The sequence below is a fragment of the Planktothrix serta PCC 8927 genome (assembly GCF_900010725.2).
Classification (GTDB): domain Bacteria; phylum Cyanobacteriota; class Cyanobacteriia; order Cyanobacteriales; family Microcoleaceae; genus Planktothrix; species Planktothrix serta.
Window position 1 is genome coordinate 28,475 of sequence record NZ_LR734865.1, and the last position, 13,328, is coordinate 41,802.

Below are 13,328 nucleotides of genomic sequence, written 5' to 3' on the forward strand. Positions count from 1 at the left end.
GAAAAAATCATGACAACTGCAACTTTATCTCAAACAAAATTACCCCCCTCAACCCATGAATTTTCCGAGATTATTCACCGCTTAGAAGCGGGGGGTGCAATGTTACCCGATACCCCAGAAAACCTAATGCAAATTATCGGGATTTATAAAGCTTATGCTGTACCGATGGATTTCTATTGGCGGGATTTACTGTACATTGCTGAACAGGTATTTTTAAATCCTTTACCCTTTTTAAAATACTTCATTCCTCAAGAATATTTAGACCTGCATAATCATTATGCGGGAGATGATGCTGATTTAAGAATATGGCGAGGAGAAGCAACTGCACACCCGGAATTATTAGCCTTTATAGAAAAGGGTGAAACGAAAAAAATGCCTAAATTATTGCATCATTTATGGCATGATCGGGTTAATATGGAATTTGCAGAAGCTTGTATGCAGGCGATGTTTTGGCATCGAGATATGGGAGGATTATTTGATCCTTATTTAGATACGGATGAATATAAAGCTAATGCAGATCGAGCGATTAAAGCTTATTTTAAGAAAAATCCGATGATGATGGGATTATATAAACTATTCCCAGATTTATTCATAGAACAGGTAAGAATGATGTCCTATTATAGCAATTTAGGACTGTTTTGGGAAGTCATGGCTCCAGTGTTTTTTGAAATGAGTGATCTCTATGATGAAGGCAAAATTGCTAGTGTTCCTGAAGCGATGAATTTTCTGGTTAATGGGATTTTTGCGATCGCAGGTCGTCCGATTTATCATCACGTTTATATTGATGGGGAATGTTATGAAATTATCCCCAAATCTAAAGGGTTTATGTGGTTATATGAGGCGGCATTACCTTACGTTGAAGCGGTGTTTTATCGCACTTCTCCCTTCCGAGGAACAAAATCCTATAATGCTCAAGCAAAGCAAGTTCCTGATGATCAAAAAGAATTCCATTATGGCATTCTTTATGCTGATATTTTCCCCGTTGGGACTGCGGGAATTCCCCCAACATTATTAATGCAAGATATGTTACATTTCTTACCTCCCTATTTAGTGGAATATTACCAACAATATTGTCGAGGTGAGGATGATATGTTGATTCAGTTAGCGAATAGTTTCCAACGCTCAATGTATTGTGTAACTTCTGCGGTCATTCAAGCGTTACGCACGGCTTTACTGTATCCTTTAGATGATCAAAATCCTAAACATTTGATCGCAAATCGTCAATTTTTTGAAGCTCAATTAGATCGGTTTAAACGTCCTGAAGCACGATTAAGAGATATTCAACGCTCTGATTATCGTTAATTAGAATGTAGGGTGTAGGATGAGTTGTTTAATGTTTATTACATTAACTTTTCTACACCCTCGCTTTATAATAAGGTATGGGGGATTGTTGAAGGAACCACAAAGGCACTAAGACACTAAGAATAAGTTGATATCTTTTAGGATGGGTGGGAAAACCCCACCCCTACGGGTTATTAATTTCCTAATTAGGACACAAAATTAACCCATTAAAATTACGGTATCAATAACATGAATTATGCCATTATCCGCTTCAATATCCGGGGCGAGAACCGTTGCATTTTTGACTTCAAAACCATCGGAACAGTTAATGGGAATGGGTGAACCTTCTAAAGAGGTTACAGAATCCATTTTTTCTAAATCGGCTTTTGTCAGTTTACCCGAAACGACGTGAAATTTTAAAATTCGGGCTAACTGCGGTGGATTTTGAACTAACGTTTGTACAGTTCCAGGGGGAAGTTTAGCAAACGCATCATCATGGGGCGCAAAAACGGTAAATGGGCCAGGACTTTTCAAGGCTTCCACTAAACCTGCGGCTTGAACAGCAGCCACTAAGGTTGTAAATGAACCTGCGCCTACAGCAATATCAACAATATCTGCCATTGAACAAATTCAACCTAATTAAAAAAGAGTTATTCTAAAAATAGTAAACGAATTTTGAACCGGATTAGAACCCATTGCTAGGATTAGAAAAAGTTGGTAATTGGTAAGTGTGGCTGAAGTTAGACATTGACTTGAGATTACTCATCGCTAAACTCCTAACATCACTTCCTAATTGGGTCGAGGTTAATTTCCATAATTCATTCCCATGTATACCATCATTAGCGAGTAGATAAAGTGTACCATTGACATCAACCGGAAGGGAAGGACTAGAACTTCCTTTTCCGGGATTAATATCTGCTACCATCATTGTACCTGTTTCTGTACCATCACTCATCCATAATTCTGTGCCATAAGTTGGATCAGTTGATTGAAAATAAAGGGTATTATTGATTACTCCTAATTCGTCCTCATTCATGAAACTGGAGTTAGGAAAATCTTTAATGAGTGTTGTCCCGATATCTGTACCGTCAGTCTTCCATAATTGAGTCGTTGAGATATAGGTACTCGAATCATATTTGGAAAGTTGAAAATATAAGTTATTGTCAAGAGCTTCCCATTGCGAGATCGAATATTCTCCTAAATCTTTGAGTACACTAACATTGCCATTAGCTCCATCTATTTCCCACAACTGCTTGTTGTATGTATTGGTCAGAGAGTCATAGCTATTAGTTGTAAAATACAGAGTATTGTTAACTGTTGTTAAGTAATCAAAGTAATAATTACCAAAGCCTTGAACTAATACTGTCCCGGCATCTGTGCCATCACTTTTCCATAATTCATGGGTTGTTGTATAGGGTTCTTCCGAGTCTGTAACCAACACAGAGAAGTAAAAATTATTGTTAAGTTTTTCCCAAAATTCATTGAGATTTTTGAGGCTTCCAAAATCTTTTACCAAAGTTGTTCCTGTATCAGTACCATCACTTTTCCAGAGTTGAGAAAATGATGAATCCGCGAAGTATTGACTCCGAACTTCAAAGTATAAGGTATTATTGACAATGGCTGTGTTGTCTTGATAAGCATAATCAAATATAAAATTATCAAATTCTTTAATTAACTCAACTCCTGTATTTGTACTATCGGTTTTCCACAACTGAGCCGTAGAGGTAGAGGCTCCATAATTGTATTTATTAACATCTAAATACAAACTGTTGTTAATTTCTCTGACATTAGATATAACATTGTCGAAATCTTTAACTAAGACTGTTCCAGTTTCTGTACCATCGGTTTTCCATAACTCAGTCGCGTCATAAGATGAGCCTACTGTAAAATAAAGGTTATTTTCAATGGGGATAAAACTATTAATATCTAAGGAACTTCCCAAGTCTTTAACTAACTGAACTCCTGTGTCTGTGCCATCAGTTTTCCACAACTGCAAGCTGGAGGTCATTGTGTTAGGATCTTGATTCAAAACTTCAAAATAGAGGGTATTATTGTTGACATCCAGGGAAGAAGTATTGTAGTATGATGAACCTTGATCTTTAACTAAATTAGTACCCGCTTCTGTGCCATCACTTTTCCACAACTGTTCCTTGGCTGAATAGGCATAATAACGATAAGATTCAGTTTGATCGGCTTGAAAATATAGGGTATTGTTGAAATTTGTTAAATTATCCGCAGAAAGGTCAAACGATGCCGGAAAAATATCTTTAACGAGTTCGGCTTTCCATGGGGAAATGATGGTTAAATCTTGAACCGTTGACATACAATTATGCTCCTTTTTAGAGTTCTAAGTTATTTTGTGAAACGGTTAGGTAAAAATATGACTTTCTAAGAGACTTTCCAAGCAGATGAACCTTTCCGTGTTGCCATTAAGTATATCTACTCTAACAGTTTAATTCTATAAAAAGGGGACTTTTCTTTTCTTAATCATTTCTTCAACAAATTATTTAGATATATATTTATTTATAAACTATTGTTAATATACGAATTGAATTCGTTTTTTAATCTTTTCAGCCTGATTTTATGATTAAATATTAATCATTGTAATTTTTAATTGCTTCGGAAGTTTTGACAACAAGCATAGGTATCAAATAACCCACCCACTAAACTAAAGGTTAGGGCAATGACTAAACAGCCTTGCAACGGATGTCCATCGCCAAAGGTGGAGAGAAATTTGAGCATTTGGTTACAGCCAAACTCCCCTAAGTTTTGGATTAAAGGCAGGTGACTCATGAGGGCAAACATAATTAATCCCATAGCGATCAATAATAAGGGAGCGATGAAACTAAATGTAATCGCCAGAAACAAAGAAAGAATGAAATGAGGTAAAATACTCATAAATCTATCCCTAGAAGGATTTCCTATCTTTTATTTGGATGCTAGTTCCGTTTACCGAAGTTGGATGGGGTATCACGCGAAATCTAACTTGCTAATTTCTAAGATAAGAGCGATCGCTCGTTTTAATCTAATCTGTGAGAAATCTTAAATATAAAGTCAAAAAAATTAAACTTTCTGCTTTATAAATCTTGTTGAAGATTTGTATATTTCTAGTAATGGGTTGTACTTTATACAGTTGTTATTCCCTTGAGCAATTCTAAGACTCGTTCCAGCTTTGGACTTTGGCTACAGCGATTTATAGCCGCCCTGTTATTGGCCGGACAAGTGGTGGTGCATTTACTTCAGGGTAAAATTCACCGTCGTAACACTTTGGAACAAATGGTCACTGTTGGCCCTGAATCCTTAATGATTGCCCTTCTGACCGCTAGTTTTGTGGGGATGGTGTTTACCATTCAAGTGGCGCGAGAATTCGTCGCCTTGGGCGCTGTCAATATTGTTGGGGGAGTTCTGGCCCTGTCTTTGGCCCGTGAACTCAGTCCGGTGTTAACGGCCGTGATTGTTGCGGGTCGGGTTTGTTCAGCTTTTGCGGCAGAAATTGGCACGATGCGGGTCACGGAACAAATTGACGCCCTCTATATGTTGAAAACAGACCCGGTAGATTATTTAGTCATTCCCCGTGTGATTGCTTGTTGTTCGATGTTACCGATTTTAACGATTATTTGTTTAATTACAGGATTAGGAGGAGGATTATTAATTGCTACCAGTATGTACAATATTTCTCCAACGGCTTTTTTAGATTCGGTACGAAATTTTATCCAAGTTTGGGATGTCTGTAGTGGCTTAGTTAAAGGGTTAGTATTTGGGGCGACTATTGCGATTATTGGTACCAGTTGGGGATTAACCACAACAGGGGGTGCAAAAGGCGTAGGTCAATCAACAACAACGGCCGTTGTTACCGCTTTATTATCGATTTTTATCCTCGATTTTTTCCTATCTTGGATTATGTTTCAAGGTATGGGAAGTGCTGTTATTGGTTAATTCAGTTATCCTTGTAGGGGCGGGGTTCTCCCGCCCAGAATCAGAGTTATCTAGGAGTAATCGGGAATCAGCAATGTAAAAGAATATTGATTGCTATACAAACCCCAATTTCCTTTTTCCTGCTATAAGTTTGGTAATATTAATTTAAAGTTTTCCAAATTAGGCATAACCCATGACCACAACACCCACCACCCAAACGTCTAATATTATTGAGTTACCACCCAATTATATTATTCCGATCGTGTTGCTGATTACTGCTTTTCCCCTATTTTTAATTCAAAGATGGGTGAGTTTAGCGATCGCAATTTTTGCCCTCTTTCTTTTTATCCAAACCGCCCTCATTCGTCTACAATTTACCCCAACGGATTTAGATGTCTATCGTTCGGGTAAACTGCTGCGTCGGTTTCCCTATCAAGATTGGATAAACTGGGAAATTTTTTGGACTCCTGTACCGATTTTATTCTATTTTCGAGAAGTCAAAAGTATTCACTTTGTCCCGATTATTTTTGATGCTCAACTGTTACAAACTTGTTTAAAACAATATTGTGGTCATTTGAAACAGAATTAACAATTAAACCCCGAAAGGAAAGAAAATTGAAGATTTCCTGATTTTAGGATGTTTTCAACTTCCTTTCCTTGACTATTTTATTTGGAGATAGGTTTTGTTAAATGATGACAATCCGCATCCTTAACAATCCGAGAATCAATCCTTGCAGGTTGAACTTCAACACCGGGAGGGAGAGGGCGATTTTCAAGATGGAAAACCACTTTTTTACACACGAGTTGGCTACTCCCGACAGAAGCATAATCCCAAATATACACTTCTGAATTCGGGGATGTGGCATTAGCAGGAGGAAGAACCCAGGAACTCAGCAACACGATTTCTAAAGCCACTAAAGCTGCAAGCACAAACTTTAGCATAACTTACTCTTTGTTCTTAAATTGAGGACTACTATTATTATACCCTTGAGTTCAAAAAAGTGATCACATTGCCTAATCTCCAATAGGATTCTATCAAGAAACGGTTTTTTCTATTTTTTGGGGTGCGATCGCTTTTCCATTCACCTCTTGTAAATAAAGCCCTCCAACGGTTATTAAAAATAGAAAGTAACTGACCACCTGCACAAAATATAATTGATCTCGATAGCCAAATAATGCTTTTAAAACGATCCCCGGAAATTGTTTATCGGGTAAAAATCCCTGAGCATTTAAGACCAAATTTCCTAATAAACAAGACGCAGGTTGAGTTAAACATAATCCCGCATATTCAGGATTAATTTGGGCTAATATTCCGACTCCTGCATCTAAATGTTTAAGAACTGAAACCACTAATCCCGCCACGATTAATAATAGAAAAACGCCCATGACTTGAAAAAACAACCGAATATTAATTTTTACACCCCATTTAAAGAGTAATATTCCCAATCCTGCGGCTACAAACAAGCCTAAAATTGCCCCAATAGCAGGCATAATTCCCTGTTCAAATGTAGCTAATATAAAAATAACAGTTTCCAGACCTTCGCGTAAAACCGCAATAAAAATCAATCCAAAAATTCCCCAACCTGCGGCGGTTTTATTTTGAGCAATGGCAGCTTTAACGGCTCCTTCGACTTCCGATTTTAAGGATTTAGCTTGTTGGGTCATCCAAATTAACATCCAACTTAACATGGCGATCGCAAATATTCCAATTCCCGCTTCTAAAAATTCCCCAAAAATTGGAGCATAAGGATGTTCAGAAGTAGCAATTCCTTGAATTAACCAGCCAAATAATATTCCGAAAAAGGTACTGGCAATGATCCCCCCTATCACCCCATAAAATACCCAAGAATTGAGATAACTTTGTTCAGCTTTTTTTAAACAAGCTAGAACAATTCCTACAACTAAAGTAGCTTCAAAGCCTTCTCTTAAAGTAATGAAAAATGTAGGTAATGCTTCCGTCAAATTCATGATCATTTGCTTCAAAATAAGTTAATAATTCTCCAGATTTATAGGATTGAATTTTCCCGCCTATAAATCTGGAGGTTCTCTACTTAACTGAAATCTCGCAACATTTTTTTGATTTCAATATTATGCAACTCTTCCTGACCAATCATGGTACGAGTATATTCTTCCAAATAAATACTCGCATTTTCTACAACTCCCAGCAAATCTTTATACAATTCTAAAGCTTTGCGCTCATGAGCCAAACTTTCCTGTAAAATATCCTTAACGGAATGTTGATAACTTTCCTCAATCGGGGCAATTTTTTGACTCGGATGTCCTTCTAAACCGGTAAGAATTTCTCCCGCTTGTTGGGCATGAAGTAAAGATTCTGTGGCTTGAGCTTTGAAAAATTGTACAATGGGCAAACGATTCGACCCTGTTACCATTAACGAATAATGGGTATAACGCACAACTCCAGCTAATTCAAACTCCATAATCGTGTTGAGCAATTCTATGGCTTTCCCTTGATCGAGCTCTCTCATGGTTTGTCTTTAACCTGAAAATACTTTACTTATTATGACAAGAGTTTCTTCCCTTGGGAAGAAAAAATTAAAATTGTTCTCTATCTTGGGAATTAATTCTTAAGACTTAATTCAGATTTTAATGCCCTAGGGGGGTATTGCCAATGGCAGAAAAAACCTGTTTCCTATAGAATAAAGGATTATATTGAGCCAATTTAGATGAAAAAACAACAAATTCAGCGCAGTTGTCTAATGGGGTTCATGGTAGCTACCCTAATCGGCTGTTCTCAACCTCAGACTCCAACCGTTCAAACGTCCACACCGGAACCTCCCCAAACAACTCCAATCACTCCAAATCAAACCACAATCGGGGAAGTTGGATCAATGCAATTTCGGGCTAATGGAGAAGATTTTGTGCGAAAAGGATTGGTTTCTAAAGATGGGTGGGAGATCAATTTTGATCATGTTTATCTCAACTTTGGTGAAGCAATAGCCTATCAATCTGATCCCCCCTATAATGCGGAAGCCGGAGGAAAACCGATGGCTAAAACTAATATTAGTTTAGTGGATAAGAAAACCGTTGATTTAGCAGAAGGGGATGAAAATGCTCAGGCTATTATCGTTAATGAAGTTCCGGCTCCTCCTGGCAAGTATAACGCAATTTCGTGGAATCTGAACAAGGGAACAGAAGGAATATTAGCAGGTCAAGTTATGGTATTAGAAGGGGTGGCAAAAAAAGGGGATCAACAAGTTCCTTTTATCCTTAAATTTGATCAAGAAATGCAGTTTTTATGTGGAGATTATGTCGGAGAAGAACGCAAGGGAGTTTTGCCACCCGGAGGAAAAGCCGATTTAGAAGCAACCTTCCATTTTGATCATTTATTTGGAGATGGCAAAATCGCAGCAACGGAGGAACTGAATACAACGGCTTTGGGTTTTGAACCCTTAGCAGCAATTGCTGATCAGGGAGAATTATCGGCGGATTTACCGACACTTAAACAGAAGTTATCCGATGCGGATTATCAAAAATTAATGGTGATTTTATCCAATATTGGTCATGTTGGGGAAGGTCATTGTCAAGGATTAACTTTAAATCAGTAAAATCTATTTTCAGGTGTGGGGGATTTTTGGGGATGAAATTTAGATGTCTAGCAGCTTAATTTAGGAGATCTAATAGATGAAATATAAATGGATTTTTGTCATCCTCTTGTTTCCGATTTTGACGGGACAAGAACGAGCGATCGCTCATGGTGCAAAAGCAGAATATAAAATCACTTCAGCCATTGAAATTCAAGCTGAATATGATTCAGGATTTCCCCTAAAAAATGCCCAGGTCACGATTTATGCCCCCGATAATCCTACCCAACCTTGGAAAGAAGGAATAACCGATGCACAAGGCAATTTTACCTTTACACCGGATACCACAAAAACAGGATATTGGGAAGTAAAAGTACGTCAAGCGGGTCATGGAGCATTAATCACTATTCCGATTGAATCTAACAATTCTATTTCTTCAAAATCTACCCCTTTAACTCAAAATAACGCCGAGTTTAGTCCTCTACAAAAAGGCGTAATGATTGCTTCTGTAATTTGGGGTTGTATTGGTACTGCTTTATTCTTCCAGCGAACAAAAGCATCCCCTTTATCCTCAGAACCAGGGAGAGATATAGTTAACGCTAAATCCCAACGTTAAGAGCCGAATTAATTCTTTAGATAGAGGAAAATTCAATCCTAATCTGTAGAATTTTATTATCGGTTTAAATATTCTGAAATAGAGGTCAGAATAAAATGGAATATCACTATATTTATCGAGGGAGATTTTATGCACATTTCCGAAGGAATTCTTCCCGCTAAAATTCTAATTAGTGGCTATGCAATCACCAGTTTAACCCTGTGGTATTCCCTCCGACAACTCAATCGACAATCTAATCCCAGTGAGGGAATTCCGCAAGCTGCTTTACTGACAGCCGCTTTTTTTGTGGCGTCGGGAATTCATCTTCCTATCCCCCCTGCAAGTGTGCATTTTGTCTTAAATGGACTGTTAGGAGCGGTATTAGGTTGGTATGCGTTTCCTGCTATTTTTGTGGGTTTATTATTTCAGGCGGTGATGTTTGGACATGGGGGATTAACAACCCTCGGAATTAATGCAATAATTATGGGAATTCCAGCTTTAATTGCGGGTTTTATTTTTCATATCCGCAACAAAATCAAGCTGAAACTGAGTGAAAATTTATCCTTAAATTTGTTTGGATTTTTATCGGGTACTGTGGGGGTCGGTTTATCGGCTCTTTTATTTTTTAGTATTGTGATTACTCATTTACCCTCAGCTTGGGATCAGGAAACTGAAAAAGTAGCGATTTATGGATTAATGTTAGCTCATGTCCCGTTGATTTTTATTGAGGGGATTTTTACAACAATGGTAGTGAATTTTTTACAGCGAGTTAAACCCGAAATCTTAATTAATTGATCTCTTTCTGTGGTTATCTCCATGAATTTTAGTTTTGATGACTATGCCAATTTTAATTCCCCGGTGCATCGATGGGATGTCCGCACCAAAATTATTGGGCTATTAGCCTTAATGTTTGCCTTTGCTTCAGTGGAGGATTTGCGGTTAGTCCCAGTCATTTTAACGATTACCGTTTTATTTTATTCCCTGTCCCAACTTCCCCTAGAATTTCTCCTGCGTCGGTTAACTTATCCGGGTTTTTTCTTAGTAGGGGTGGTGGGATTATTACCGTTTTTGTCAGGAAATACAATTATTTGGCAGGGAGGGATTATTACCATTAGGCAGGAAGGTTGCCTAGCCCTTTTGTTAATTGTAAGTCGATTTTTAGCGATTTTTACGTTAGGATTAGTCTTATTGGGAACCAGTTCTTTTTTAACCTTAATAAAAGGATTGCGATCGCTCGGTTTATCTCCGATAATAACGGATATCATGTTAATTTCCTATCGTTATTTATTTGAATTAGGACATCAATTCCAAAAAATGCAACGGGCAACCCAATTGCGAGGGTTTCAACCTCGGAATTTAAGTTGGAGGAATTTACAAATTTATGCCGCTTTAACGGGAAGTTTGTTAATCAGAAGTTATCAACAATCCCAACAAGTTTACAAAGCCATGCAATTACGAGGATATGGAACCCCAACTCAACCTCGAACTCAAAAAAAAGTTACCCTAGATGGTTATAGTGCGATCGCCCTATTGCTCACCTTACTAATAGCCTCTAGCTTAATTGGATTGGAACTGTTCCTTTAGTGGATATATAACCTTGAGTTATTCTTATTTAAACTCCTCTATTTCTGTGGTAGGAGATCCTAAACCTCCTATTCCTGCCGTTGTCGTTCAAGATTTAGTCTTTGGTTATCTACAGCAAGATCCAATTTTGCAAGGGATTTCCTTTTCTTTAACCGCCGGAGAACGAATTGCCTTATTGGGACAAACGGGAACCGGAAAAAGTACCTTAATGGAAAATTTAATTGGGTTAAAACAACCGAATTCCGGCCAAATTTGGATTCAAGGAATTCCTGTTCAACTGACTACTTTACCCGAAGTCCGGCGACGGGTGGGATTTTGTTTTCAAGATCCTGATGATCAACTGTTTATGCCTACTATTTTAGAAGATGTGATGTTTGGCCCTGGCAATTATGGCGTTGACCCTGAGCAAGCCTTGGCGCAAGCCTCTCGTCTGTTAGCCGATTTTGGGCTGGCTGACTGTGTAAACCGCTCCGTTTATGAATTATCGGGGGGACAAAAACGACTGGCGGCTTTAGCGGCGGTTTTAGCTTTAGAACCTGCTATTTTAATTTTGGATGAACCTACCAATGGCCTTGATCCCTGGTGGCGTCGGGAACTGGCACAAATTTTATCCCAACTTCCCGTTGAAGTCATGTTAATTGCCTCCCACGATTTACAATGGATTTCCCAAGTCACCCAACGGGCTATGATTCTCAAACAGGGAACTATTCAGGTTGATCAACCCACTGAAGAATTGTTGCAAGATCGCTATACCCTAGAACAGTGTGGTTTACCGTTAGATTATTAAGCGTTCTGAAACAGTCCCCGTCTGTCAATTGGCTGAAAATTGAGTCCCAAATCGTCTAATTCTGACAAAAACCTGTTCTCTCTCGCTTAAAATCGATTGGTACTGCACATTTTTTTAAACAAGGAGACGAAAAATGCAAGAACCCACGAAGATCACGGACACATCCACGTCTAGCGGAGCAAAAATAGACGTGACTGTGGAAACTGGCGGTGCAATTACCTCCACTCCAGCCAATGCCCAGTTTGATGAAATTAAAGAAAAAGTTGTGGTGGTTTTATCGGAACTTCCGGGTTATATCTCTAGTTTTTTTGGCTCCTACCAAAAACCGATTATTACCGTTGTTCTGATTTTAGCTACTATTGTCACCCTCAAGGTATTATTTGCGGTCATTGATGCTCTCAATGATGTCCCTCTTTTAGCTCCCACCTTTGAATTAATTGGCATGGGATATACTGCTTGGTTTGTTTACCGCTACTTACTAAAAGCTTCAACCCGTCAAGAATTAGTTCAAGAATTTAATTCCTACAAAGAACAAATCACTGGAGACTAACTTTAGATATAGGAAGGAGACAGGAGACAGGAGACAGGAGACAGGAGTTAATGATTTACCCCTGCTCCCCCTGCTCCCTATTTCTTCTTCCCCTTGGTTCCATTTCCATCAACAGAAGACTCTGTAGGGATGGCGGGGTCATCTAGTTTGCCTTTTCCATTCCCCGGAAGTTCCAGACAATACCCTGCACCATAGACCGTTTTAATATATCGAGGATGACGAGGATCAGGTTCCATCTTGGTGCGGAGATGACGAATATGAACTCGGATCGTTTCGATATCGTCATTGGGGTCATAACCCCAAACTTCTTTTAAAATTTCACTGGGAGCAACGGTTTGACCATGACGTTGTAGCAAGCAGTGTAAGAGTTCAAATTCCAAATGGGTTAACTTGACGGTCTTCTCAAACCAAATCGCCTCAAACCGCTCAGGAACTAATGTTAGAGAACCGTAGCTCAGGATTTCACTATGTTTAGCCGCTTGCGGAATGCGATCAGTTCGTCGCAACAGTGCTCTCACCCGTGCCAACATTTCTTCTAATTCAAACGGTTTGGTTAGATAATCATCCGCACCCGCATTAAACCCTTCGACTTTGTTTTGGGTTTGTCCCAAAGCGGTTAACATCAGGACGGGAATATCTGCGGTGCGTTCATCCCGACGCAGACGTTGGCAGACGGTAAACCCATCGACTTTGGGTAACATCAAATCCAATATAATCAAGTCGGGCAACAATTGCATTGCCAGAGCTTGTCCTTTTATGCCATCTTCTGCTTGGCTAACTTCGTAACCAGCCATTTCTAGGTTGATGGCTACCAGTTCCGCGATCGCAGGGTCATCATCTATGACTAATATCCGGGGCATCATTTACTCTAGTAATTTGGGCTACGGTCTTCACAGTGTAAGTGAATTGGGTTCCATAATAGAATAGTAAAAAATTTTAAACTTTTGTTAGAACATTTTGGAAAATGTAAAGTTTGATGAACAAAAGGCCACCCCCATATCAGCAATTGTAAAAAGAAGTAACAAACAGGACTCAAAACTGTCCCTCTTCAGGGTATGATGATCGTAAAGGGCT

Annotated in this window: 16 protein-coding genes; 9 read left to right on the plus strand and 7 right to left on the minus strand. The window is 38.7% G+C overall.

What is annotated here, in order from left to right:
* Positions 1-9: 9 nt before the first annotated feature.
* Positions 10-1,302 (plus strand): CO2 hydration protein, encoded by a 1,293-nt coding sequence (locus tag PL8927_RS09260; RefSeq protein WP_083620161.1) that lies wholly within the window; start codon positions 10-12, stop codon positions 1,300-1,302.
* A 198-nt stretch (positions 1,303-1,500) separates the two neighbouring features.
* On the opposite strand, the gene PL8927_RS09265 is transcribed toward PL8927_RS09260, so the two are convergent.
* From PL8927_RS09265 to PL8927_RS09275, 3 genes are all read right to left on the minus strand, one after another.
* Positions 1,501-1,902 carry a fasciclin domain-containing protein gene (locus PL8927_RS09265; protein WP_083620165.1) on the minus strand — a complete coding sequence of 134 codons (402 nt, stop codon included), beginning with the start codon at positions 1,900-1,902 and terminating at the stop codon, positions 1,501-1,503.
* 64 nt (positions 1,903-1,966) lie between these two features.
* Positions 1,967-3,604: an ELWxxDGT repeat protein gene (locus PL8927_RS09270; protein ID WP_083620170.1), complete on the minus strand. Its 1,638-nt coding sequence runs from the start codon at positions 3,602-3,604 to the stop codon at positions 1,967-1,969.
* A 287-nt stretch (positions 3,605-3,891) separates the two neighbouring features.
* Positions 3,892-4,179: a hypothetical protein gene (locus PL8927_RS09275; RefSeq protein ID WP_083620174.1), complete on the minus strand. Its 288-nt coding sequence runs from the start codon at positions 4,177-4,179 to the stop codon at positions 3,892-3,894.
* A 246-nt stretch (positions 4,180-4,425) separates the two neighbouring features.
* Here PL8927_RS09275 and PL8927_RS09280 point away from each other — a divergent pair, with 246 nt between their 5' ends.
* On the plus strand, positions 4,426-5,217 hold the full coding sequence (locus PL8927_RS09280) for an MlaE family lipid ABC transporter permease subunit (RefSeq protein WP_083620178.1): 792 nt from the start codon (positions 4,426-4,428) through the stop codon (positions 5,215-5,217).
* A gap of 172 nt (positions 5,218-5,389) precedes the next feature.
* Positions 5,390-5,785 carry a DUF3119 family protein gene (locus PL8927_RS09285; protein ID WP_083620182.1) on the plus strand — a complete coding sequence of 132 codons (396 nt, stop codon included), beginning with the start codon at positions 5,390-5,392 and terminating at the stop codon, positions 5,783-5,785.
* 77 nt (positions 5,786-5,862) lie between these two features.
* Here PL8927_RS09285 and PL8927_RS09290 read toward each other — a convergent pair whose 3' ends face one another.
* The 3 genes from PL8927_RS09290 to PL8927_RS09300 all read right to left on the minus strand — a co-directional run bounded on the left by PL8927_RS09290 (position 5,863) and on the right by PL8927_RS09300 (position 7,682).
* Complete coding sequence (locus PL8927_RS09290; protein WP_083620186.1) at positions 5,863-6,138, minus strand: hypothetical protein; 276 nt, start codon at positions 6,136-6,138, stop codon at positions 5,863-5,865.
* A 93-nt stretch (positions 6,139-6,231) separates the two neighbouring features.
* Positions 6,232-7,164: an FTR1 family iron permease gene (locus PL8927_RS09295; protein WP_083620191.1), complete on the minus strand. Its 933-nt coding sequence runs from the start codon at positions 7,162-7,164 to the stop codon at positions 6,232-6,234.
* Between the two features lie 83 nt (positions 7,165-7,247).
* Positions 7,248-7,682 carry a ferritin-like domain-containing protein gene (locus tag PL8927_RS09300; protein WP_083620195.1) on the minus strand — a complete coding sequence of 145 codons (435 nt, stop codon included), beginning with the start codon at positions 7,680-7,682 and terminating at the stop codon, positions 7,248-7,250.
* A gap of 198 nt (positions 7,683-7,880) precedes the next feature.
* On the opposite strand from PL8927_RS09300, the gene PL8927_RS09305 reads away from it, so the two are divergent.
* The 6 genes from PL8927_RS09305 to PL8927_RS09330 all read left to right on the plus strand — a co-directional run bounded on the left by PL8927_RS09305 (position 7,881) and on the right by PL8927_RS09330 (position 12,254).
* A complete protein-coding gene (locus PL8927_RS09305; protein WP_083620199.1) occupies positions 7,881-8,762 on the plus strand; it encodes a DUF4382 domain-containing protein in 882 nt (293 codons plus the stop codon).
* A gap of 76 nt (positions 8,763-8,838) precedes the next feature.
* Positions 8,839-9,354: a carboxypeptidase-like regulatory domain-containing protein gene (locus PL8927_RS09310; protein ID WP_083620204.1), complete on the plus strand. Its 516-nt coding sequence runs from the start codon at positions 8,839-8,841 to the stop codon at positions 9,352-9,354.
* A gap of 129 nt (positions 9,355-9,483) precedes the next feature.
* Entirely contained in the window at positions 9,484-10,128 is a 645-nt protein-coding gene (gene cbiM, locus PL8927_RS09315) for a cobalt transporter CbiM (RefSeq protein WP_083620208.1), read from the plus strand.
* Positions 10,129-10,149: 21 nt separating this feature from the next.
* Positions 10,150-10,917: a cobalt ECF transporter T component CbiQ gene (gene cbiQ, locus PL8927_RS09320; protein ID WP_083620211.1), complete on the plus strand. Its 768-nt coding sequence runs from the start codon at positions 10,150-10,152 to the stop codon at positions 10,915-10,917.
* Between the two features lie 46 nt (positions 10,918-10,963).
* Positions 10,964-11,704 (plus strand): energy-coupling factor ABC transporter ATP-binding protein, encoded by a 741-nt coding sequence (locus tag PL8927_RS09325; RefSeq protein ID WP_197047380.1) that lies wholly within the window; start codon positions 10,964-10,966, stop codon positions 11,702-11,704.
* A gap of 133 nt (positions 11,705-11,837) precedes the next feature.
* A complete protein-coding gene (locus PL8927_RS09330; RefSeq protein WP_083620217.1) occupies positions 11,838-12,254 on the plus strand; it encodes a CAAD domain-containing protein in 417 nt (138 codons plus the stop codon).
* 77 nt (positions 12,255-12,331) lie between these two features.
* Here the strand turns inward: PL8927_RS09330 and PL8927_RS09335 are convergent, their stop codons facing one another.
* Entirely contained in the window at positions 12,332-13,114 is a 783-nt protein-coding gene (locus tag PL8927_RS09335) for a response regulator transcription factor (protein ID WP_083620226.1), read from the minus strand.
* Between the last annotated feature and the right edge of the window lie 214 nt (positions 13,115-13,328).